At 60.6% G+C, this 20,796-nt stretch carries 17 protein-coding genes and 1 tRNA gene; 3 read left to right on the forward strand and 15 right to left on the reverse strand.

Annotated elements, in window-relative coordinates:
* Positions 1-6 precede the first annotated feature (6 nt).
* From AB6Q56_RS12130 to AB6Q56_RS12165, 8 genes are all read right to left on the reverse strand, one after another.
* Complete coding sequence (locus tag AB6Q56_RS12130) at positions 7-2,172, reverse strand: ATP-dependent DNA helicase (protein WP_434513430.1); 2,166 nt, start codon at positions 2,170-2,172, stop codon at positions 7-9.
* A complete protein-coding gene (locus tag AB6Q56_RS12135; RefSeq protein WP_434513431.1) occupies positions 2,169-2,660 on the reverse strand; it encodes a hypothetical protein in 492 nt (163 codons plus the stop codon). Before AB6Q56_RS12135 ends, AB6Q56_RS12130 begins: the two co-directional genes overlap by 4 nt.
* Positions 2,660-3,169 (reverse strand): hypothetical protein, encoded by a 510-nt coding sequence (locus AB6Q56_RS12140; RefSeq protein WP_434513432.1) that lies wholly within the window; start codon positions 3,167-3,169, stop codon positions 2,660-2,662. Before AB6Q56_RS12140 ends, AB6Q56_RS12135 begins: the two co-directional genes overlap by 1 nt.
* Positions 3,166-5,310, reverse strand: coding sequence for a hypothetical protein (locus AB6Q56_RS12145; protein ID WP_434513433.1), 2,145 nt, complete (start codon positions 5,308-5,310; stop codon positions 3,166-3,168). Before AB6Q56_RS12145 ends, AB6Q56_RS12140 begins: the two co-directional genes overlap by 4 nt.
* Positions 5,307-7,373: a hypothetical protein gene (locus AB6Q56_RS12150; RefSeq protein ID WP_434513434.1), complete on the reverse strand. Its 2,067-nt coding sequence runs from the start codon at positions 7,371-7,373 to the stop codon at positions 5,307-5,309. Before AB6Q56_RS12150 ends, AB6Q56_RS12145 begins: the two co-directional genes overlap by 4 nt.
* A complete protein-coding gene (locus AB6Q56_RS12155) occupies positions 7,370-8,470 on the reverse strand; it encodes a hypothetical protein (protein ID WP_434513435.1) in 1,101 nt (366 codons plus the stop codon). Before AB6Q56_RS12155 ends, AB6Q56_RS12150 begins: the two co-directional genes overlap by 4 nt.
* Before the next feature lie 287 nt (positions 8,471-8,757).
* Positions 8,758-10,134: an ABC-F family ATP-binding cassette domain-containing protein gene (locus AB6Q56_RS12160; protein ID WP_434513436.1), complete on the reverse strand. Its 1,377-nt coding sequence runs from the start codon at positions 10,132-10,134 to the stop codon at positions 8,758-8,760.
* A 72-nt stretch (positions 10,135-10,206) separates the two neighbouring features.
* Positions 10,207-12,204 (reverse strand): methyl-accepting chemotaxis protein, encoded by a 1,998-nt coding sequence (locus tag AB6Q56_RS12165; protein WP_434513437.1) that lies wholly within the window; start codon positions 12,202-12,204, stop codon positions 10,207-10,209.
* Positions 12,205-12,332: 128 nt separating this feature from the next.
* On the opposite strand from AB6Q56_RS12165, the gene AB6Q56_RS12170 reads away from it, so the two are divergent.
* From AB6Q56_RS12170 to AB6Q56_RS12180, 3 genes are all read left to right on the forward strand, one after another.
* Positions 12,333-12,407, forward strand: a tRNA-Arg gene (locus tag AB6Q56_RS12170).
* Between the two features lie 18 nt (positions 12,408-12,425).
* The gene (locus tag AB6Q56_RS12175) at positions 12,426-13,202 is read left to right on the forward strand and encodes a spermidine synthase (protein WP_434513438.1); all 777 of its coding nucleotides are present in this window, start codon (positions 12,426-12,428) and stop codon (positions 13,200-13,202) included.
* A gap of 141 nt (positions 13,203-13,343) precedes the next feature.
* A complete protein-coding gene (locus AB6Q56_RS12180) occupies positions 13,344-13,613 on the forward strand; it encodes a hypothetical protein (protein ID WP_434513439.1) in 270 nt (89 codons plus the stop codon).
* Between the two features lie 36 nt (positions 13,614-13,649).
* Here AB6Q56_RS12180 and AB6Q56_RS12185 read toward each other — a convergent pair whose 3' ends face one another.
* The 7 genes from AB6Q56_RS12185 to AB6Q56_RS12215 form a co-directional block, all read right to left on the reverse strand.
* A complete protein-coding gene (locus AB6Q56_RS12185; RefSeq protein ID WP_434513440.1) occupies positions 13,650-14,309 on the reverse strand; it encodes a response regulator in 660 nt (219 codons plus the stop codon).
* 1 nt (position 14,310) lies between these two features.
* The gene (locus AB6Q56_RS12190) at positions 14,311-16,251 is read right to left on the reverse strand and encodes a type IV pili methyl-accepting chemotaxis transducer N-terminal domain-containing protein (protein ID WP_434513441.1); all 1,941 of its coding nucleotides are present in this window, start codon (positions 16,249-16,251) and stop codon (positions 14,311-14,313) included.
* A gap of 145 nt (positions 16,252-16,396) precedes the next feature.
* Positions 16,397-17,197 (reverse strand): ABC transporter ATP-binding protein, encoded by an 801-nt coding sequence (locus AB6Q56_RS12195; RefSeq protein WP_434513442.1) that lies wholly within the window; start codon positions 17,195-17,197, stop codon positions 16,397-16,399.
* Between the two features lie 12 nt (positions 17,198-17,209).
* Positions 17,210-18,139 (reverse strand): nitrate ABC transporter permease, encoded by a 930-nt coding sequence (gene ntrB / locus AB6Q56_RS12200; protein ID WP_434513443.1) that lies wholly within the window; start codon positions 18,137-18,139, stop codon positions 17,210-17,212.
* 67 nt (positions 18,140-18,206) lie between these two features.
* Entirely contained in the window at positions 18,207-19,484 is a 1,278-nt protein-coding gene (locus AB6Q56_RS12205; protein ID WP_434513444.1) for a CmpA/NrtA family ABC transporter substrate-binding protein, read from the reverse strand.
* Positions 19,485-19,777: 293 nt separating this feature from the next.
* Positions 19,778-20,353 (reverse strand): ANTAR domain-containing response regulator, encoded by a 576-nt coding sequence (locus AB6Q56_RS12210; RefSeq protein ID WP_434513445.1) that lies wholly within the window; start codon positions 20,351-20,353, stop codon positions 19,778-19,780.
* A 17-nt stretch (positions 20,354-20,370) separates the two neighbouring features.
* On the reverse strand, positions 20,371-20,742 hold the full coding sequence (locus tag AB6Q56_RS12215; RefSeq protein ID WP_434513446.1) for a sirohydrochlorin chelatase: 372 nt from the start codon (positions 20,740-20,742) through the stop codon (positions 20,371-20,373).
* Positions 20,743-20,796 lie beyond the last annotated feature (54 nt).

Consider the following 20,796-nt stretch of genomic DNA (forward strand, 5'->3'; position numbering starts at 1 on the left):
CGCTTCTTAGAAAGCAAACCCGGTCGTCCTCTCGGTTCGCCGTGCCACCGCCTCGACAAGCCTCCCCTGATCCTCGACATTGAGCAGGATCAACTCGCGGCCCCGTGTGATGCCCGTGTACAGCCATTCCCGGGTCACCAGCGCACCATCGTCTGCCATCAGAACAACCGTGGCAGCGGCGCTTCCCTGGGCCTTGTGGCAGGTAATAGCGTAGGCCAGATCGACATCTGCCTCCGCTTCCTCCGGCAAGTCACGCGGACTGTTTTCGCCGTCAAAGTGGATCTGGACCCGCTCGCCGGCGATGTCGATTACCGTGCCGAGCAGGCCATTGAAGAGACCATGCCTGTACCTGTTCTGCGTGATGATGATTGGGTCACCCACCGCCACAGTGGCCAGAGGCCCGAGCCGGCGGGTTGGCGTGGCATCATTCCGCCGCTTCATGGCCTCGCTGTGGTTCCATTCGTCAACGGTCTGCCGGCGAGCTGCAATCAGCATGAAGTCGTCCGTGCGCGCCAGCCTGGCCAGGCGTTGGGAGTCGATCAGGAATACCCCCTTGGCTTCCCCATTCCAGGCCGGCAGGACCGGGGCATGGCCGCTCCTGACCTGCCAGGCAACCAGAGGAATCGCGCTGTCTTCCGCCTGGCGCAGCACCTTGGTCAGCGTTGCAACACGCGACCCCTCTGCGACAAGGTCGTGGAATATCTTTCCAAATGCCACAGGGAACAACTGACCGTCGTCGCCGGCAAGCAGGATGCGTACGCCCTTGGGCAGGAGCTTTAGCAGCTGGTAGAAGGTGGGGGTATCCATCATGCCCGCCTCATCGATAACCAGCAGGGTTCTGCTGTTGAACTCCACGTCGGGTCGGCGCCCGTTCTGCGGGTTCTCCTCGTAGGCGGCCTGCTGCTCCAGCATGCCGATCAGCCGCGCCAGCGTATGCGCCAGACGAGGGGCGTCGTGGGTCGAAGCCCCGCGCGAAAGCTGCAGCGCTGCTTTGCCTGCCAAGGCGCCAAACACCACGTTGCCACGTTGCCGCTCCCAAATGTAGGCCAGCACCTTCATCACCGTGGTCTTGCCGACGCCGGCACCGCCTTGCAGCACTCCAAGCGGCAAGCAGATGAGCCGGCGCAACGCGCCGGCCTGCTCGACGGTCAGGCGCAGTTCGCATGCCATCTCGGCATCGCGGATCAATTGGTCGAGCCGCTGTTCGTCAGGGATGGCCAGGCTGGCCGGGGTCGCCTCGATGATCCGGAGCATCCTTGCGACCTCGTCCTCAATCCAAGCGGCACCTGGCGCGCGGACAAGTTTGCCGCTACGCCTGAGATTGCCGATCCCTTCGGCATGGCGAAGGGCCAAGTCGGCATCTACGCCGCGCTTGGCTAGCATCTCGCGCAAGGCTGCTTCGGTGACGGCGCTATCGCCATTGGCCAGCAATTCGCGCCAGACGCTTGCCAGCGCACCCATGAAGCGTGCGGGATGATTGTCGAGATCGGCATCCGGGTGATCTTTGCGCAACAGCAGCTTGCCCACGCGATCCGCCACCTTCCAGGAGGTAAGATGAGCGGCAAGATAGGGGTTGCGCAGTAGTCGCTCGATGGCGTCGATGCCTGCACAGAAGCGCCAGAGCTGGTTGGCGACACGTGGTTCGCGCAGCCCGACCTTCTCCAGCATGACAAGGAAGTCGGCCTCGGCGAGCTTGATCTGGTCGGCCGCCGACTTCTCGGCCATAGAGGAGAACAGTTGCGCGGCAATACGTGCTGCGAGCGCCGGCTTGCCCGGCTCCAGGACCTCGGCGACCTCGGCCATGCGCGCAGGGTCGTCCAGGACCTCGATGAGATCATGACCGTAGCGTCGCATCAAGCGTTCCGCCCTCTGTGGGCCAACGTTGGGGATACGCTGGAGGAAAGGCGCGAGCAGGTCTCCAAGTACCGCCCTGCGCTTCATCACCTTGGTTTCGACCTGGTGGTGGACACGACGATACTTGTCGGTGAAGGTTGCCCATTGCCCCTTAATGGTGAAGGTATCACCCACGACGGGCATCTCACGCCGCCCAAGGTAACGCACGCGCACCTTCTCGCCGACAGGGGTTTCTCCGACGAAGATCGTGCCGTACTCCAGCGTGGAGACCACGCGCGTGACTGTCACTTCGGAGTCGAAGGCAAAGCCGCCGGTCATTGCACGGCTACCCAGATACCGTTTTCGACGGCTTGCAATCGAGCACGCAGCCGACCGATTTCGGCCTTGGATGCCTCCAGTTCGGCCGAAAGTGTGCGGATGCGCTCCAGTAGCTCCTCCTGGGCAGCCACGGCTTCCACCGCCGCCTGGGATGACTCTTGAACACTCTTCGCTTGCCGAATCAAGCGCTCCTTGATCGCCTTGTCCGCATCCGTCTGGTTGACCCGCGACCCGATGGTCAGCACCCCCTGCCCCTCGGCGATGCAGTTGATGAGATCGGTCAGTTCCTTGCGCTCGTAGAGATATTTCTCCTGGGTTTGCTTGAGGCCAATCGCTTCGGCCAAGGCCCGCACATTGACCTTGCCGTCCGGCGTCACCGGCAGGGTCGGCATGGCATCATCTCCTTGCGCGAGGAATTCGGCCTCTCTTTGGTCGAGATATTCCTCAAGGCGAGCCTTGATGCCCGGTATCACGGAAGGGCGTGGCATCAGGATTTTCCTCCCTTGGGGAAAGGCTTCACATTCGACGCACCGGCGAGGCGCAACTGTTCGAGGAGGGCGGCAATCTGCTGTTCGAGTTCCTGCACCTTGGCGAGTGCCTTGTCACGCTCGGCCTCGGCCGCCTGGGTTTCCAGCTCAGCCTTGCAGAGGTTGTCTGCAATCAGGTTGTAGCGCTCCTCCCAGTCCGCCGCCCGCTCCTTGTACTCGCGGCGCACACGTTTCGTCCCTATCGTCTCGGTTTTCCGAAGCTTTTCGAGCCATAGGTCAACCTCTTCAGCGAGTTCTTTCTGCTTCGGGGTGAACAAGGTTGTCAGGCTAATGCCGGCCCGGCGCGCAAACTCGTTCTTGCTTAGTCTGCCTTTGGCATGGGGGTAGATGCCATCGTTGTCTTGGATTTCGGCCACGATGGTTTCCATAGCCGTCCTGACCTTGCGTTCCACCTCGGCGGTTCGTGCCTCGCCGCGCTTGCGCGCCGCCTCCACGTATCGGTTGGTCATACAAGCGCCTCCCGGAAGCTACGAATGTCGTGATGGTTGCTGTACTGGGCAGCGATGTCCCCGAAACGCTGCAGATCCCTGTCCAGGTCGGTAACTGTGCGGGACAGCAAGATCAGATCGTTCTCTGCGAGAGCGCGCCGACCATGGTCGATCAGCACCTCGATGACTTCGAGGACATCCCGCCGGGCGGTTTCGTCCTCCACACGGTTCTCACAGCTGGAATCGCAGGTGCAGGGGCCAGATTTGCGAGCGGCGGGTTTGAGGCAGATCACGCCGGGTGCCGTGATGCGCCAGTAGCGGCCATTGACGGTCATGACGCGCGCCAGTTCGTAGGCGTCTTCGGCATCCCACTCCTTACCCTGGCGGTGCAACTCCTGCTCATACTCGGCGACCATCTTCGTGAGACGAGGCATGGCGCCACCGCCGTGGCCACCGTAGGGTGTGGATCCAGGATTGTGCAAGGAAGCATGGATGTCCTCAATGAGACCCTTGGCCCGCATGATGCGTAGCTCGTTCTCCACCTTGAGTATTTCCGCCTGGATGGCCTTGTCGGCCAGGATGTAATGTAGCGTCATCGCAATGTCCTTATGGCCCAGTAGCTTCTTGAGGATGCGAGGAGAATCGACTGCGGCGATGGCTACGAGCCGGGCGGTAGTCTTGCGAAACCGATGTGCGTGAAGGTTAATGTCACCCGGCCTGTCCGTCAGGCCGACACGCCTGGCTAACTGCATAAGCGCCGCTGTTGAAACAACGAGAGGCTCGTCCACGCCGTTGCCGCTTCGCCCCAGTGACGCCCAGAGGTGGTCGCCCTCGATGACTGTGAAATCCCGTTTTTTCGTCTTCTTTGGCCAGACGGGAGCAATTCGCTCCCACGCTTCGACTAGGCGCCGCTGCTGGCCCAAGGCGAGCACCAGGGCCTCCGGCGCTGGCCAGTCGCGCTCTTCGCCGGCCAGGAGCGGGCTTAACTTGTAGGTTTTGCCTTTCACGTACTGCTTGCAGTTGCGGTTCCAAGAAACGCAGTCACGTGTTAGCGTTTGGACCTCGCTGTCTCGGCCGGCCATGGCCAGCAGGGCGATCCAGAGGTGTGCCGCCTGGAGGGTAACGGACAGGTTATGCACATGCGCCAAGGTACGAGGCGGCCATTCGTAGACATTGCAATTTTTCGCAAATCCGTAGGCATCGCCAATCTTTAGCGGGAAACACGGGGCCGCGAGCGGATCGCCGTTACTGTCGCGCCATACGTTTTGCTCGAAGTAGTTGGCGAGGCGGATCATTGCTCCCGTCGTACTACTTACGACATTTCTCCCGGGCACCTGTTTTCCATGGCGAGCGCTGCCTGCCAAGAGTTCCGGGATGGCTTCTAGCAAGTGAATCAGGTTGGGACCAAGTTCCTCCACGACCCAGAGGACCCGCGGCCCCATTTTTTCGAGGTAATCGTCGGGGATTGGCTGGTACTCAGAGGAATCTTCGAGGGGCACGGGGGTCTCGCGCTCCCCCTTGGGGTTTGTGGTGCGGGTAATATCATTCTTCGGTGGGACGTCATGCCAAAGCCCCATTTCCATCATCATCCGCATCCGGTCGAATTCATTCCGGCGGCTTCTGACCTTTTGAAACTCGATCACGTCCTCCGCAGCCAGGTGGACGAGAAGTCCCGTGGCGGCAGGATTGGCCGCTGCGAGCTTGCGGATGATAGCCCTGGCGAGAATAGGGGGAACATCGGCGTACACCCTGTTCAACACAACCGTGGCGTCGAGCGGGCGACCCTTGCCATGGCGCATCCCACAAGGTGCGAGCCTCAAAAGCAGCGCATAGCGAGTAAGCTGAAGGGTGCCCTCATCAAGGAGAATATCGAGCTCTGCCGACGACTCGATGTCCTCTGGAATAAAGGCGTTGATCCGGTCGCGTAGACGGACTCGCTTTGCGTGATCCGCCAGACGGCGATCTCCAATCATTGCCTCGGATGTTTCCCAAACACCACAAACCTCGCCGTGCCCCAGAAGGGCTTGGCAGCGTGCGGCATCTTCGCGGGACAGGTGTTGCAGTGACTCTTCGGGAAACAGCAAGGATACTTGCATCCGTCCACTGTCAAATCCGGAAGCTGCTGGGGCTGGAGGCATGACGGGAAGGGTTTCTTCGCTCATACAATCCTCTTTTCTGCGTGCGGCCGTAGACCGGGCACGCGATGTTGTCCGTTTTCGATAGCTGTCGCCCAACGTGTGCGCGCCTTCTCTACCGCCTCTGGCGGGAACAGCCGCAAAACGAGGAGAGCGTTGGCCAACTCGTCGGCAGGCACGCCTTGGAAGGCCGTGATCGGAACGGCAGACTGGTATGCGAGCAGTTCCTCGACACGCCGGGACACGAAGTCCAGCGCCTCCGGAAGAATCACGGCGTTGGGCTTGCACAGCAGGCAGCGCTCACCTGGGCAAACCGGCACGAGGGAGGTGCCTTGAATCTCTGCGGGTGGGTGGCGAGGATCCTTGCAGCCAATACCTGGCCATGCACGCGGCAGCGAGCGGTACTCAGCCAGACGCCGATCCATTTCTGGCGTTACAGTGCCATAGCGGAGTTGGTGGGCGAGGATCGTCAGGTCAAGGCGGCCATCGCCTAATTGGGCGAAGAGGAGATTGAGGAACATCAGGATCGCGGCATCGCGTTCCTCGTTCAGTATGTTCTGATTGAGATAGTCGTCAGTTGTCTTCAGCCAAGCGTGGTTGAGAGCTGCCATGACGTCAAGGATGTTGCCCCCACTGATCCGCCAAACGTAGAGGGCGAACATGTTGCGGAAGTCCTTCGGCCTGACATGGGGAATCGCCACCTTCCCATTGGCATCGCGGATTCGGTTAAGGCGATTCAGGAAGGCAGTGAGGAACGGTCGTTGCGTACCATCTATTGTGTAACTTGACTGCCCATGAATCAGCCAATTGATCTCCCCGTAATGATCAACGTAGAGCCAGACGCTGCGACAGCCTTCCTCAAGGGTCTGAATAGCAATCAGTTGTTGCGTCAGAACTTCGGCACCAGCCCCTTCCTGCAGCATCCGCTCGTACGTGGCACGCTCTGCTGCTAACCTATTCTGAAGTTGAGCGCGCAGAGGTGCGTTGCGGTCCAGTAGCGTCTTAATGATGTAGCCGGGACCGTAGCGAGTTTTCCAGAGGCCATCTACTACTTGCTCCTTTCCACCGGCACGGGCCTTCGACCCGATCAGCAAGTAGCGAGCGGGGTCCCATTCGTTGTCGCGGAGGAAATCCGTAAGCGCGTCCAGGGAGAATAGCGTGGCTAGGTTCCATCCGGTATTCACCAGGCATTGGTGGAAGGCCGCGTCAACTTCCCAGCGGCTCGGAAACTGAACAGCGCGCATCGTGACGAGGCTGAGCCCAGTCTGGGCAGTGAAGTATTTGTCGTCGAGCCCGTTCCGCAATTCGACAGGTGTGGGAAGTACCTTGCCAGTGCGTCGCTGTGCGTCCTGTAACCAACGCCAATGCTTCAGGAAATCTTCCTCCTCGGTGGTGGTCGGGCAGAGACTGTCAGCCATGACTCGGTCCATGACCGCCCATTGCTTGAGGACGGCGTACCACTCCTGCTTCAGGGCAATGCGCAGGTCGGTACACTGATCCTCAGGCGGTAGAGGCAGTTGGGGGGCGGCTTTCTTGCGCACTACCCAGTTATGGATCTGCCGCTCATTGATAGACTTCAGGGTCAGGTTCACCCAATACCTAAAAGCAGTAAGCTTGTTTGGCTGTAGCGCGCGTGCCCCATGTTTTTCGCCAGAGGCGTACAAGAAATGTACCCGCGTAAGCTGACGTACATCCTCCACCCGATCCATCGGCTGCCCGGCCAGTGCAGCGTCCCTTTCGACGGTGTCGAGCACACGCCACCATTCGCGCAAGCTGATCAATGCCTCCTTGGCGGTACGGCTCGCCTTGCCTTGAAGGTTCGTACGTATGGCGGGAGCGAGTTGATGGATCAACTGTGGGCGACCCGAGAAAGCGCCATGCCAGGTTCCGCCTCCATTTCCTCTTGGCTCATTCTGACCCAGCGCGAAAATGGCCAGATCAACGAAGGTGTTCTCCTTCGGATGAAGCGTCCAGAATTTGAGCGGGTCTTGATGATCGGGTAATTCAGCCCCGGACGAGACAAGCGTCAGCCGACCGGGCTCCTCCATATGTTCGGCAAGATGGTCCTTGTTGACGTCTCTCAGGCTCAATCCGAGTCATCCTCATCGTCAGCGATGCTCTGCAGATACTTGTCATGTACGTTGTGAGCAATTCCAAGTCGATCAAACACCCACTGAAGGTAAATCATTGAGGTTTCCCAGCTGACATGGCGCAGCTGCGACTTGATTTCTATCTGAATGACAGACATCACACTGGCATGAACAGACTGCCGGACCGTATCCTCCAGCCCCCTGCCGACAGCGGCGAGCCAGGCTTCCCGCTGCTGTTCCATCCTCTTCCACAAGGTCTGGCACGCCCACCAGTGCCGTCCCTTGTGGGGCGACCAGCCTTTCGGGCAGCCAGGGGTACGCCGCCACTCATCGTAAAACTGGCTTGTTGTGTACTTACGGCCGGTCTTGGGGTTGAGAAAGAGCTGGACAGCCTCGTCACGAATCTGCTGCTGCGCAGCAAGGGTTCTCCCCTTCTTGATCGCCTTGGCGAGTACCTTCGGGCGGATTTTTTCGCGGTACTCGTGCAGCTTCAATGCGAGCGGCATTGGTATCCTGAAGGGCTTCTCTGGCCCGATCTTGTCGCCGTGGTCCGTTCCGTACTGGGGACCCTTGGCGCCGAACCGGACGTCAAGAAGCACCATCTGTTGTTCCAGAGGAACATCACGGCTGGCGACCCTCCACTCCGAAGGCTCCCAGGGAAGCGTGTCGATTCTCAGGCCGCATATCTCCGCCTCGCGCAGGGCCGTATCCAGTACCGTCTCGGCCATCAAGCCCACGGTCGAGCCAACTTCTGGTTTGGAATAGGCTGAATGGAGCCATCTGCCGATGTCCTGCTCTGAAGGAAATGCGAGACGAGTCTTCTTCACCTGCACCTTACCTTGGCGCGTCTCGTATTGGTCACGTTTTGGGGGAGCGCCAAAGCGCCCACCATTTGGAGGAAGCTTGCGGATTTCGGTAGGAATTACAAATGGACCTCGCAACTTTTTGTCGGCGAGCCAAGTACAGTATTGGGTCCCGATGCCAACCCTGAAGTTGATCGTAGAGGCCTCCAAGCCCTTCCCAGTGGCAGACCAACTCCCCTTCAGCATTTCGTGCTGGTAGCGTCCGAGGAGGTCCTGGACGTACTCGGCAGTCAAGAAGTCCACTCCTCGGATCTCCCCCCATTCCAAGCAATTGGCAAGTGCGAATGCAATACCTCGAACTGACTTATCTGCAAGGGGACGGGCGCGGGGCACCTCACCATGATTAACCGGTTCCCATAGGCCAAGTGCGCGATCCTGAATGAAGCGAGATGCCAGTCGGTGGTAACGCAGACGAGAGTCAAGAATGCAGGGCAAGTGAGCCACCCGTGCAAACCCAGCCCTCACGAGAGAGTCTTCGTTCGGGTAGTACACCTGGTAGCTGTAGCGCTTCTCCTCAACATTCATAGTATGCAATACGTTATGCTGTAGACCTTATTATGTCCCGCAAAAAAAACGCTCGTCAAGCGAAATACAATTTGCCGTAAAACCTCCAGGTAGCCGATGACGTGCTTGCGGGCGCCGCCGATCTCGACGTAGTCGGAACCCGGCGAAATCACGTCGGCCAGCGTCGAATCCGGGTTGAGCTGCGTCCGGAACTGGTCGAAATAGGCGATTTCCATTTTCGTGCCTTGGCGGACGATACCCGAATCCGGCTGTAACTCGCCGAGGATCAGGCGCAGCAGCGTCGTCTTGCCGGCACCGTTGGGGCCGATCAGGCCGATCTTGTCGCCGCGCTGAATCCGCGACGAGAAGTCGCGGACGATCTGCCGGGCCCCAAAGGCCTTATTGACGTGCTCCAGCTCAGCAACCAGCTTGCCACTCTTGTCGCCGGCATCGAGTTGCAAGTTGACCTTGCCCATGCGCTCGCGCCGCGCCTGACGTTCGGCGCGCAACTTGTCCAGACGCTGGACACGGAAGACGGCGCGCGTCCGCCGCGCTTCGACGCCCTTGCGTATCCACACCTCCTCTTCCTTGAGCAGCTTGTCGGCGCGGGCGTTTGCCAGCGACTCCTCATGCAGCATGGCGTCCTTGCGCTGCTGGTACTGCGTGAAGCTGCCGGGAAAGCTGGCCAGCTTGCCGCGATCGAGTTCGACGATGCGCGTACAGACGCGATCGAGGAAGGAACGGTCGTGGGTGATGAAAAACAGACTGACGCCGCTTTCGATCAACAGGTTTTCCAGCCATTCGATGGCGGCGATGTCGAGATGGTTGGTCGGCTCGTCGAGGAGCAGCACCTCGGCCGCCACGGCCAGGGCCTGGGCCAGCGCCAGGCGCTTCTTCTGGCCACCCGACAGCGAACCGACGCTCGCCTCGGGATCGAGACCGAAGCGGTCGATCACGCGCTCGGCCTGCGCCTCGTAAGCCCAGGCGCCGCGCGCTTCCAGTTCATGCTGCAGGGTATCCATGCGGGTCAGCAAGGCATCGTGATCGCCCTGCCCGTCGGCCAGCTGATGCGACACGGCGTGGTACTCGGCAAGCAATGTCGAAGTCTCGCCCATGCCGGACACAACCGCCTGAAAAACGTTCATCTGCGGATCGAATGGCGGCTCCTGAGGCACGTAGCCGACCCGGATTCCCGGCTGCACCCAGACCTCGCCATCATCCAGCCGCCCCTTGCCCGAGCCGGCAGCCATCGCAGCCAGCAAGGAGGATTTGCCGGTGCCATTGCGCCCGATCAGGGCCACCCGTTCGCCGGGATCAAGCTGGAAATCGGCATGGTCGAGAAGCGGCACGTGGCCGTAGGCAAGGCAGGCGTCGGAGAGTTTGAGGTAGGGCATGAGTCGCAATAAAAACGGCGCCCCGCAGGGCGCCGCGTTGGGAAGGAGGCAATTTTACAGCCTGCGGGACAATCAGGTGTTGAAGCGCGACAACTGTGCCTGCAGCTCGGCTGCCAAGCGCAAGAGGTTCTGCGCCCGCTCGCTGTTGAGCACGGCACGGTTGCTGCTCCCTGCCGCTGCCTGAGCGATTGTCTCGACCAGGCGCGCAATCTCCTGGCTGGCCGCGCTTTGCTCCCGTGCGCTGTCGGCAATGCCGTGCACGACATCGACTGTCTCCTGGGCGCGCTGGTCGATGGCTTCAAGGGAATCCCCGGCCTCGCGGGCCATCTCGACACTGCCGCTCATGTTGGCGCTCAACTCCTGCATGCGACCGACGGCGCGTCCGGTTTCGTCGAGAATGGCGGACACGGTAGTCGCAATCTCCTGTGTGGAGAGCGAGGTACGTTCGGCGAGCTTGCGCACTTCGTCGGCCACCACGGCAAAACCCCGACCTTGCTCACCGGCTCGCGCAGCCTCGATCGCCGCATTGAGTGCCAGCAGATTGGTCTGGTCCGCAATTTCCCGGATGACACCAACGACGCTGGAAATCTGTTTCGAACGCTCGCCCAGCGACTCAATCAACGCCGCCGACTCGGTAATATCGGATGCCACCCGCTCCAGTTCGCTCATGGTGCGATAAACGACATCGCGTCCGGACGCCGTGACCACCTTGGCATCCTCCGATATTTGGGCCGCATGGTTGGCGTTGTCGGCGACCTGCGTGACACTGACCGACAGCTCCTCGACCGATGCGGCAATGCCCGAGGCTGATGCGGAGGCTTGCGCCGATGACTCCCGGCCGGCGCTCGCCGCCTGTTGCAGTTCGTTGGCCGCCGAACCGACCTGCGCGGAAGTCGCGGACACGCCCTGAACCAGCGCCCGCATGCTGTTCGCCATGTGGTTGAAGGCCTGGCCGATGACATGAACCTCGTTGCGGCTGTCCGGCTCGGCGTCTTGGACGACGGTGCGCAGGTCGCCGCCGGCCATGCGCTCGACTTCCTGGACCATCTGTTTCAACAGGCGCAGGCGAGTGCTGACCAGCACAAAGACCATGACCGCCAGCAAGACGGCGGCCATGACACTGGCGATAACCAGCGTATTTCGCAAGGCACGGCTTTCCTCGAGGTATTCGTCCAGCCAGCTGCCAGTCGCCACGGTCCATCCCCATGGCGCCGAGGTCGCTGCGACAACGATCTTGTCACGCATCACGCCGGCGCTATCGGCGAATGGATAGCGAAATACACCATTCTTGTTCGCCAGAACCTGCCGCAACACATTCTTGGTCGCTTCCGGAACATCGAGTTCGCCGATCTGTTTTTCCTGGAACTTGGGATGCATCACAAACTCGCCGATCCCCTTTTCGTCGGTGGGCCTGGCGATATAAACGTAGCCAGTCTTGCCAGCGACGATAGTCCCGAATTGGTCGCGAATGCGCTTGAGTTCACGGTCGAGGGAAATACGCACCGAATAAGCCAGCCAGGGTTTGCCGTCTGCGCTCTTGATCTGCCGGACGGTACTGAAATTGTACTTGCCGCCGCGAATGGCCAGGCCCTGATAGTTTTCGCCTGCCAGTAAAGCCTTGGCAACCGGGTCGCCATCGGCAATCGGCACCCCGCTCATGGTCTTGCCATCCTTGTCCTTCAGCAGGGTCGCCAGCCGATAGACCTTGTTGTCGCGGATTACCAGGAAAGCAGCCTCGCTCCCCGTCAGATCGCGAAAAGCCTTGAGTAGCCTATCGTTTCCGTTAAGCACCTCATTGCCGAGCCGAATCGCTGGCAAATCGACATCGCCGGTCCTGACCACCCCGACACCAGCCTCTGGCTGCACTCCGGCATACTTGAGGAAAAACTGCGCCTCTGCATCGCCGCGAACCTTGACCGCGTCGTAGAGCGCATCCAGCGTGCCCGCCATCAGCCTGGCCTCGTTTTCCAGATTACGCTGGGTCACTGCGATAGCGGCACTATCCGCCCTGTTCTGGACGATCAGCGTCAATACGAAAAAGACAACGACCAGCGCAGCGATTGTCGCCATGATCAGCTGCTGTGCTATCGGGCGCCTTGCGAAAGCGGCAATCATGTCTCCCTGCCTTCCCTCTTGTATTGTTGCGGACCAATCTATCACATTGCCTCGGGCATCGGTACAATGCCCACCTTCGGCGTGTCTCCATAGTTAAATGGATATAACGGCTCCCTCCTAAGGAGCAGTTCCTGGTTCGATTCCGGGTGGGGACGCCACTTCAAAAGCGCGACGCCATGCGGAAATCCGGAAAAACACCCCGCCACCCCGTAGACATCAGCGAAGAAGACGGCGTGCGCTACCTGCACTTCGGCTCGGACTGGGTGCAAGGTGCCATGCGCATCGCCCGGCCATGGTCGCTGGAACTGGCCTACACCCGAGAGATGATGGCTGGCCTGCTGCTCCGCCCTGCCCCTAATTGGCCGAAAACGGCCCTGCTGGTCGGCCTGGGCGCCGGATCGCTGGCCAAGTTCATCTATCGCAACCTGCCGGACTGCCGGATCACTGCCGTCGAGATCAACCCACAAGTCGAATTCATTGCCAGCCAGTACTTCCGGCTGCCGACCGATCCGCAGCGGCTCGATGTTGTCATTGGCTGCGGCGCCGACTATATGCTCGGCGGCGCAAGCAGCTTTGACTACATCCTCGTCGACGGTTTCGACCCCGAGGCGCGTACCGGCCCCCTCGACACCTTGCCGTTCTATCAGGCCTGCAGGGCTCGCCTCGGTCCCAAAGGGATCTTGGCCGTCAACCTTCTTGGCCGCGACAAAGCCTTCCCGACCAGCATCGAAAGACTGAAACAGGCATTCGATGGCCGTCTCGCCGTTTTTCCGTCGTGCGACAGCGGCAACACCATCGCCTTCGCCACCGGCGGCGACCCGGTCGACGTGTCGCTGGACGAGATGCGCGCCACCGCGACGCAACTGAAGAAGGATACGCGCCTCGACCTGCTGCCAACGCTGACCCGCCTGCAACTATCAAATCCATTGCCAGAAGGGCGTTTGCGCTTTTGATTTCCCCTATTTCTTTATTTTGAAGATTTTCTGGGCTATAAAGAGGATAGGCACTCCACCCATAACAACGACAAGGCGGCTGACACCAATAACAAGCAGGCAATAACCCTGACTTCTTATTCCGCATTGAAGGAGGTGCCCATGCTGTCTATTCAGGATGTGCTGGACTATTGTGATCTCGACCGTGGCGAGATCGAAGCTATCGCCGAGCATGAGCATGTTCCCATGACCATTGCCGCCGAGATCAGCGAAGTGCTGCTATGCACACCCGAAGGCGTCTGCCAGCTGCACGTGATGTTCCTGGAAAACATGCGCAACGCCTACGACCGTGGCGACATGCTTCATCTTCAGGAACTGGCCGAGGCCTACCAGCACCTGCAGCGCTCGCATCCGCTACCGTCCTGCCACTGAGGCGTACCCTCCCCGGGACACAGGCAAACAGGCCGGTCAGCGGCCTTGTCCGTAGCCGTTTTCTACAGCATAGAGCGCCACCTGGACGCGGCTGCTCATGTTCAGTTTCTTGAAGATGTTCTGGACATGAATCTTGACCGTGCTTTCGGCCAGGTCGAGCTTGCGGGCGATTTCCTTGTTGCTTTCGCCTTGGGCCAGCGCGGCCAGAATATCGCGCTCGCGCGGTGAAAAGCGGTCGCGTTCGACCTGTGACGCGTCGGCCTTGGGAGGATTGCGTACCCCCTGGATCAGCTTGGCCGTCATCTGCTGCGAAACGACCGACTCGCCTTGCGCCGCCTTGCGAATGGCGTCGATCAGGGTATCGGTCTCGATATTCTTGAGAAGGTAACCGCTGGCACCGGCGCGCAGCGCATCCATCAGGTCCTGCGCATCCTCGGAGACGGTCAGCATCAGCACATGGACGTCGGGCATTTCCTCGCTGATGACCTTGACCGCTTCGAGCCCGGAGACGCCGGGCATGTGCAGGTCGAGCAGCGCCACATCCGGCTTCAGTGAGCGGACCCGCTTGATGCCTTCCAGCCCGTCGCCGGCCTCGCCCACAACCTCGAAGGCATCGTTGCGCTGCAACAGCGACTTGATGCCACTACGGAACAAGGTGTGGTCATCGACCAGCAACACCCGGATCTTTTCGCTCATTTCAAACGGTCTCCCTGTTTTCTTTCGGCAGGCTGAGAGTTACGCACGCCCCCGCCCCCGGTTGTGATGCTACCTGACATTCGGCACCGATGCGGTGTGCGCGCTCGCGCATGATTTTCAAACCGACATGGCGATCCGACAGGCAATTCGGATCGGTTTGCGGATCGAAGCCCACACCGTCGTCCTTAATCGTGATCCGGCTGCGCGCCATGTCCTGGTCGACCACGACGCGAACCTGGCTGGCCTTGGCGTGCTTGCGAATGTTGGACAATGATTCCTGCACGATATGCATGATCTGGATTTCGTCCGTCGGCGCCATCGGAACCATCGCCCCCCGTCGCTCGAAACGGGTCTTGATCCCTGTCTGTCCCTCGAATTTTTCAAGCGCGGCGTTGATCGCCGAATCCAGGTCGGATTGATGCACGCGGGTCCGGAAATGGACCAGCAACTCCCGTACATCGTCGTAACTTTCCTGCACACCTTCGCGCAACTGCCCGGCGGTCTGCATCGCCTCGTCGGTGCGCCCCTTGCGTAGGGAGTCCTGTAGCAACTGTACCTGGATGTTCAGGAAGGCGAGACCCTGGGCGATGGAGTCATGCAGTTCCTGCGCCAGCAAATTGCGCTCTTCGGATACCGCGAGTTCCTTTTCACGCGACTTCAGGCGCTGGTTCTCGATCGCCACGCCGAGATGATGGCCGAGCGTTTCGAGCAGGTGAACTTCCTGCTCCGACAAGGCCTGCGGCCGGCGGAAATAAAGGTTGTAGACACCGATGCGCTGCTTGTCGCACAGGATGCTGAACGCGGTGGCCGTCGCGAACCCTTCCCGGATGCAGGTACGCAGGCGCATGCCCTCCGGTGGATTGGCCGTCGCAAAGGCAGCCGGCTGACTGGTTTGAAAAACGTCGCCGCACAGGCAGTCACCGCAATTAATTTGCCCCTCGTTGGCGATGAATTCCTCCGAGAGGCCGTCGTGAGTCATCAGATAGAGCTTTTCGGTTTGCGGCAGGTACAGCCGCACCGCGCCGGCATCGGCGCCCAGCGTCGTCTTGATGCGATAGAGAAAGCCCTCGCACAAGGCCTCCAACGGTGCCGGCTCGGTCAGGAAGGTAGTCATGCCGTAGAGGATGCCCAACTCGCGATTGCGCTGCGCCAGACGGCTGGTTTCGGCCTCGACACGATGCTCCAGCGAATCATGGACAGTTTCCAGATGCTCCGCCATCTGGTTGAAGCCGCCGGCAAGCGCACCCAGTTCGTCGTCGCTGGCGACCGGCACGCGAACAGTCAGGTCATTGCCGGTCATGCGTTGCATGCCGGCATGCAGGATTCCCACCGGCCGAATGACCAGACGGTCGAAATAGCGGATCAGCAGGAAAGTCCCGAGGATGGAGAACAACACCAGTACTGCCTGGACGCTGCGCAGGAAATTGGTGTCGGAGGCGTAGCTCCGCTCCATGGCCAGCACGAGTTCATTGATACCGCTGACGAAGGCTTCAAGTTCCTTGTCGAAGCGATCGGTAATCCGCTCCCGCTCCGCACGCCCGCTCGTCAAATAGTTGTCCACCAGGGGGCGAATGCTTGCCTGCCAGACCTGACCGACCTCCGACAGCCGCGCCTGAACCTCGCGATTCCTCGGTTGCGCCAAGGGACGTGCCGGGTCGCCCTGCTGCAGGTCGCGCAGCACTTTCTCGAAGCGCTCCAGTTCTTCGCTCAAGGCGCTGGCGATTTGAGCCTCCTGCGCCCTGACCTCCAGTCCACGCGCCATCAGGTGGCCGATGCGATAGCTGCGCATACGCTGGCTACCGGCGTCGTTGATGGCCGCGGCGACACCTTCCAGTTGCCAGGAAATGAGCAGGGTGAGGCCGATGGCGACGGTGGCGACGGCGAAGAACACCACCAGCATGCCGACGATCTTGCGCGAAAGCTTGCCCGAATTGGCCAGCATCAATCAAAGTCCGTATTCAAACCTGCGAACCATAGCGCTGCGTTGGGATAAACGCAAAGGGATGGATCAAGAAAAAAGCCCACCGTTTTACGGGCGGGCGAAAGTCGCTGGGGAGAGCGCCTAGCGACGACGGAAGAAATGCCGATCAGGCCGCTTCTTTTTCAACATGCGCCTGCTTTTCGTAGAGGAACTCCAGCACGGCAGCACGGCAGTCGATATAGGCCGGGTCGTGCGCCAGTGTCAGGCGCTCGCGCGGACGCGGCAGCTTGACCTCCAACACTTCGCCGATGCTCGCTGCCGGGCCGTTGGTCATCATGACGATCTTGTCGGAGAGCAGCACGGCCTCGTCAACATCGTGGGTGACCATGACCACCGTGGCCTTGGTCTTCTCGCAGATCTTCATCAGTTCGTCCTGCAGCTTGGCGCGGGTCAGCGCGTCGAGCGCGCCGAAGGGCTCGTCCATGAGCAGCACCTTCGGCTCCATGGACAGGGCGCGGGCGATGCCGACACGCTGCTTCATGCCACCCGATATTTCATGCGGGTACTTGTGCGCCGCATGCGCCAGGCTGACCAGTTCGATGGCCGCTTGCGTGCGCGCCTTGAGCTTCGGCTTGCCTTCCTTGCTGCCGAACACGCGCTCGACAGCAAGGTAGATGTTTTCGAAGCAGGTCAGCCAGGGCAGCAGGCTGTGGTTCTGGAAGACCACGGCGCGTTCTGGGCCGGGACCGGCGATCTCCCGCCCGTCGCAGAGCAGCACACCAGTCGTCGGCTTGGTCAGTCCGGCAATGAGGTTGAGCAACGTCGATTTACCGCAGCCTGAATGGCCGATCAGCGCCACGAATTCCCCCTGGGCAATCGTGAGGTCGATGTCGCGCAGAGCGACGAACTTGCCTTTCTTGGTGTCGAAGGTCTGGCCGACACGCTCGATTTGGACGAATTTTTCCATGATGAGAGCTCCTTACGAGGCTTCTTTGGTCAGTTTCTTGGCCAGCAGGATCAGTGCCTGTTCGAGGATCAGGCCGACGATACCGATGACGAAGATGGCGATGATGATGTGCTCGACCTTCAGGTTGTTCCATTCGTCCCACACCCAGAAGCCGATGCCGACGCCGCCGGTGAGCATTTCGGCGGCGACGATGACCAGCCAGGCGGTGCCGATGGACAGGCGGATGCCGGTCAGCATGTAGGGCAGCACGGCCGGAAACAGGATCTTGGTGACGACCTTCCACTCCGAGAGTGCCAGCACGCGGGCGACGTTCAAGTAGTCCTGCGGCACGCGCTGCACACCCTGGGCGGTGTTCATGATCATCGGCCAGATCGAGCAGATGAAGATGGTATAGGTCGCAGCGGGATCGGCCTTCTTGAAGACCAGGAGGCCGATGGGCAGCCAGGCCAGCGGCGACACCGGACGCAGCAGGCTGATGATCGGATTAACCATGGCCGACAGGAAGGCCGAGCGGCCGAGGATGAAGCCGAGCGGAATGCCGACCAGCGCGGCGAAGCCGAAGCCGATGGCGACGCGCTGCAGCGAGGACAGCACATTCCACCCAATGCCTTGGTCGTTCGGGCCGTTGCGGTAGAACGGATCGGAGAACAGCGCCACGGCGGCATCCCAGACCTGGGCCGGCCCCGGAATGCTGCCGCCCTTGTGGGTGGCGACGTGCCAGATGCCGATCAGCACGAGCAGACCGAGCACCGGCGGCAGGGCGGCGCGAAAGAAGGCCGTCAGTTTTTCGCCGAGCGGCACGCCGGTCGGCAGGGTTGCAGTCTTTTCCATTTTCTTTTCCTTGGCAGGCTCTGCGACAAGCGTCGCGACCGGCTTGCTGGTTGTTGTGGAATCGGCGCTTTTATCCACGCCGAATTCGCCTGTCATCGTCAATGCGTTCATGGCTTTCTCCTCAAGCATTTAGCAATGGCGTCATTCCCGGCAGCACCGGGAATGACGGGCCGGCGCCTCAAGCCTTCACCTTGAAGCCATCGGCGTACTTCGCTGGATCCTTGCCGTCCCAGACCACGCCATCGATCAGCTTGCTCGAGCGCATGTCGCTCCTGGGCAGTGCGACGCCGGCCGCAGCCGCGCCCTGCTTGTAGATGTCGATGCGGTTGACCTGCCTGGCGACGGCCAGGTAATCCGGATGGCTCTTCAGCAAACCCCAACGCTTGTGCTGTGTCATGAACCACATGCCGTCGGAGAGGTAGGGGAAGTTCACCGCGCCGTCGTTGAAGAACTTCATGTGGTTCTTGTCGTCCCAGCTCTTGCCCAGGCCGTTCTGGTAACGCCCCAGCATGCGGGCGACGATGACCTCGGTATCGGTATTGACGTAGGCCTTGCTGGCGATGGTTTCGGCCGTCTTCTGCTTGTTGGCCAGCGAGGCATCGATCCACTTGCCGGCGTCGAGGATGGCGGCGACCACGGCACGCGCCGTGTTCGGGTTCTTCTGCACCCACTCGGCGGTGGTACCGAGCACCTTTTCCGGGTGGTCGGTCCAGATGTCCTGCGTCGTCACAGCGGTGAAGCCGATGTTGTCCATGATGGCGCGGTTGTTCCACGGCTCGCCGACACAGAAGCCATCCATGTTGCCGACGCGCATGTTGGCGACCATCTGCGGGGGCGGCACGGTGATGGTCTTGACGTCCTTCAGCGGGTTGACGCCTTGTGCTGCCAACCAGTAGTACAGCCACATCGCGTGCGTGCCGGTCGGGAAGGTCTGGGCAAAGGTGTATTCACGCTCCTTCCTGGCGACCAGCTTGGCAAGACTCGGGCCGTCGATGGCCCCCTTGTCCTTCAACTGATTCGAGAGCGTGATGGCCTGGCCGTTGTTGTTCAGGCTCATCAGCACGTTCATGTCCTTCTTCGGACCGCCAACCCCCAGCTGCACGCCGTAGATCAGGCCGTACAACACGTGGGCCGCATCCAGTTCGCCGTTGACCAGCTTGTCGCGAACGGAAGCCCAGGAGGCCTCCTTGGACGGGATGATCTTGATCCCGTACTTTTCGTCGAACTTGTTGACCGCCGCCATCACGACGGAGGCGCAATCGGTCAGCGGGATGAAGCCGATACGGACTTCCTTCTTTTCCGGGGCATCCGAACCAGCGGCCCAGGCACCGCTGCGAACGCCGGGGGGGACCATGGCCATCAGAGAGGCTCCCAAGGCAGTTGAAACAAAATCACGACGTGACAGGGACGGTTTGCCAGCGACGGCATCCAGCGGTGCCAGTTTCTTGTCTTCCATTGCTTGCTCCTTGATGACTCGAATCGAAAAACAAAACGGGCGTCACATCCGTACCGCCTGTCGGCAGCATGGATGGACGCCCTTGTCCTTGAACCGGATCTTCCGGCTCTCGCCCAGTCGCCATTGACCGAGCTTTTAAAAGGACTATTGCAATGGCTGTGCCAGTCCTAGTTACTTAGTACTAGTTACAAATATCTAGTTTGTTTTCAGTGACTTGGCTGGCAGATTCTGGATCGTAGCCTTCGCGACGCGACGCACTATTGCAGTGCAACAAACCAGAATACCGCACCGCCTTAGAGCAGCACCCGCGCCATGTCGATGACGTCGCGCGCTACCTTGGCCATGGTCTGGCCGCGCTCCATCGCCAGCTTGCGCATGGCGTGATAGGCCGCATCCTCGTCGAGGCCGCGCGCCTTCATCAGCACGCCCTTGGCCTTGTCGACCAGCTTGCGGTCGGAAAGCTTGCGGGAGATTTCATCCAGTTCGTTGCGCAGCGCCTGGGTATCCTCGAAACGCGCCCGCGCTACCTCGACGATGGGTTTGATGCGCTTCGGATCGAGGCCATCGACGATATACGCCGAAACGCCCGCCTTGACGGCATCGCGGATGGTTTCCCGGCCATCTTCCTGGGTAAAGATGACCACCGGGCGCGGCATGTCCTTGTTCATGGCGGCCAGGTTTTCCAGCGTGTCGCGGCTGGGCGAGTCGGTGTCGATCAGGATCACGTCGGGCTGAAGCTTTTCCACTTCTGCCGTGAGGTTGTGGGCGCCGGCCAGGATGGCGGCGACCTGGTAGCCAGCAAGCGCAAGCCCGGCGCAGATTTCGCCGGCCCGAGCTCTGGATTCATCGATGACGAGTACGGTAAGCATGTCTGCCTACCAGCAAATTACAGGCCAGCGAACTCCAGGGCTGCGTTGGCCATCGCCTGGACGACGATTTCGTTCTCGCCGATGGGGCCGCTCAGCAAAAATTCGACGCCGGGATGTTGCCCGCGCAATTGCACGAGCAATTCCGGCACGTCACGTTTCAAGTGCCCGCCCTGCGCGATGAACATCGGTAGCACGACGATCTTTCGCACACCTTGTTCGATCAGGCCATTGACGCAATCAAGCAGGGTCGGTGCCATGAATTCGAGAAAGGCGAGTTCTACCGTCATGCCCGGCAGGCGCTGACGAATCTCCGCCTGCACGCGGCGCATCGGATTGGCCCACTCGGGATCGCGGGCACCATGGGCAAAGAGAACGAGAGCGGTAGTCACGAGAAGCAGGCCAGTTCGGTTGCGGAGCGCTTGATGATACTGCCGATTGACGCC

The sequence above is a fragment of the Dechloromonas sp. ARDL1 genome (assembly GCF_051122455.1).
Classification (GTDB): domain Bacteria; phylum Pseudomonadota; class Gammaproteobacteria; order Burkholderiales; family Rhodocyclaceae; genus Azonexus.

Coding starts and splice junctions, on each gene's coding strand:
- AB6Q56_RS12130 (WP_434513430.1), bottom strand. CDS start 2,172: ATGACCGGCGGCTTTGCCTTCGACTCCGAAGTGACAGTCACGCGCGTG.
- AB6Q56_RS12135 (WP_434513431.1), bottom strand. CDS start 2,660: ATGCCACGCCCTTCCGTGATACCGGGCATCAAGGCTCGCCTTGAGGAA.
- AB6Q56_RS12140 (WP_434513432.1), bottom strand. CDS start 3,169: ATGACCAACCGATACGTGGAGGCGGCGCGCAAGCGCGGCGAGGCACGA.
- AB6Q56_RS12145 (WP_434513433.1), bottom strand. CDS start 5,310: ATGAGCGAAGAAACCCTTCCCGTCATGCCTCCAGCCCCAGCAGCTTCC.
- AB6Q56_RS12160 (WP_434513436.1), bottom strand. CDS start 10,134: ATGCCCTACCTCAAACTCTCCGACGCCTGCCTTGCCTACGGCCACGTG.
- AB6Q56_RS12165 (WP_434513437.1), bottom strand. CDS start 12,204: ATGGCGACAATCGCTGCGCTGGTCGTTGTCTTTTTCGTATTGACGCTG.
- AB6Q56_RS12175 (WP_434513438.1), top strand. CDS start 12,426: ATGCGGAAATCCGGAAAAACACCCCGCCACCCCGTAGACATCAGCGAA.
- AB6Q56_RS12180 (WP_434513439.1), top strand. CDS start 13,344: ATGCTGTCTATTCAGGATGTGCTGGACTATTGTGATCTCGACCGTGGC.
- AB6Q56_RS12185 (WP_434513440.1), bottom strand. CDS start 14,309: ATGAGCGAAAAGATCCGGGTGTTGCTGGTCGATGACCACACCTTGTTC.
- AB6Q56_RS12190 (WP_434513441.1), bottom strand. CDS start 16,251: ATGCTGGCCAATTCGGGCAAGCTTTCGCGCAAGATCGTCGGCATGCTG.
- AB6Q56_RS12195 (WP_434513442.1), bottom strand. CDS start 17,197: ATGGAAAAATTCGTCCAAATCGAGCGTGTCGGCCAGACCTTCGACACC.
- ntrB (WP_434513443.1), bottom strand. CDS start 18,139: ATGAACGCATTGACGATGACAGGCGAATTCGGCGTGGATAAAAGCGCC.
- AB6Q56_RS12205 (WP_434513444.1), bottom strand. CDS start 19,484: ATGGAAGACAAGAAACTGGCACCGCTGGATGCCGTCGCTGGCAAACCG.
- AB6Q56_RS12210 (WP_434513445.1), bottom strand. CDS start 20,353: ATGCTTACCGTACTCGTCATCGATGAATCCAGAGCTCGGGCCGGCGAA.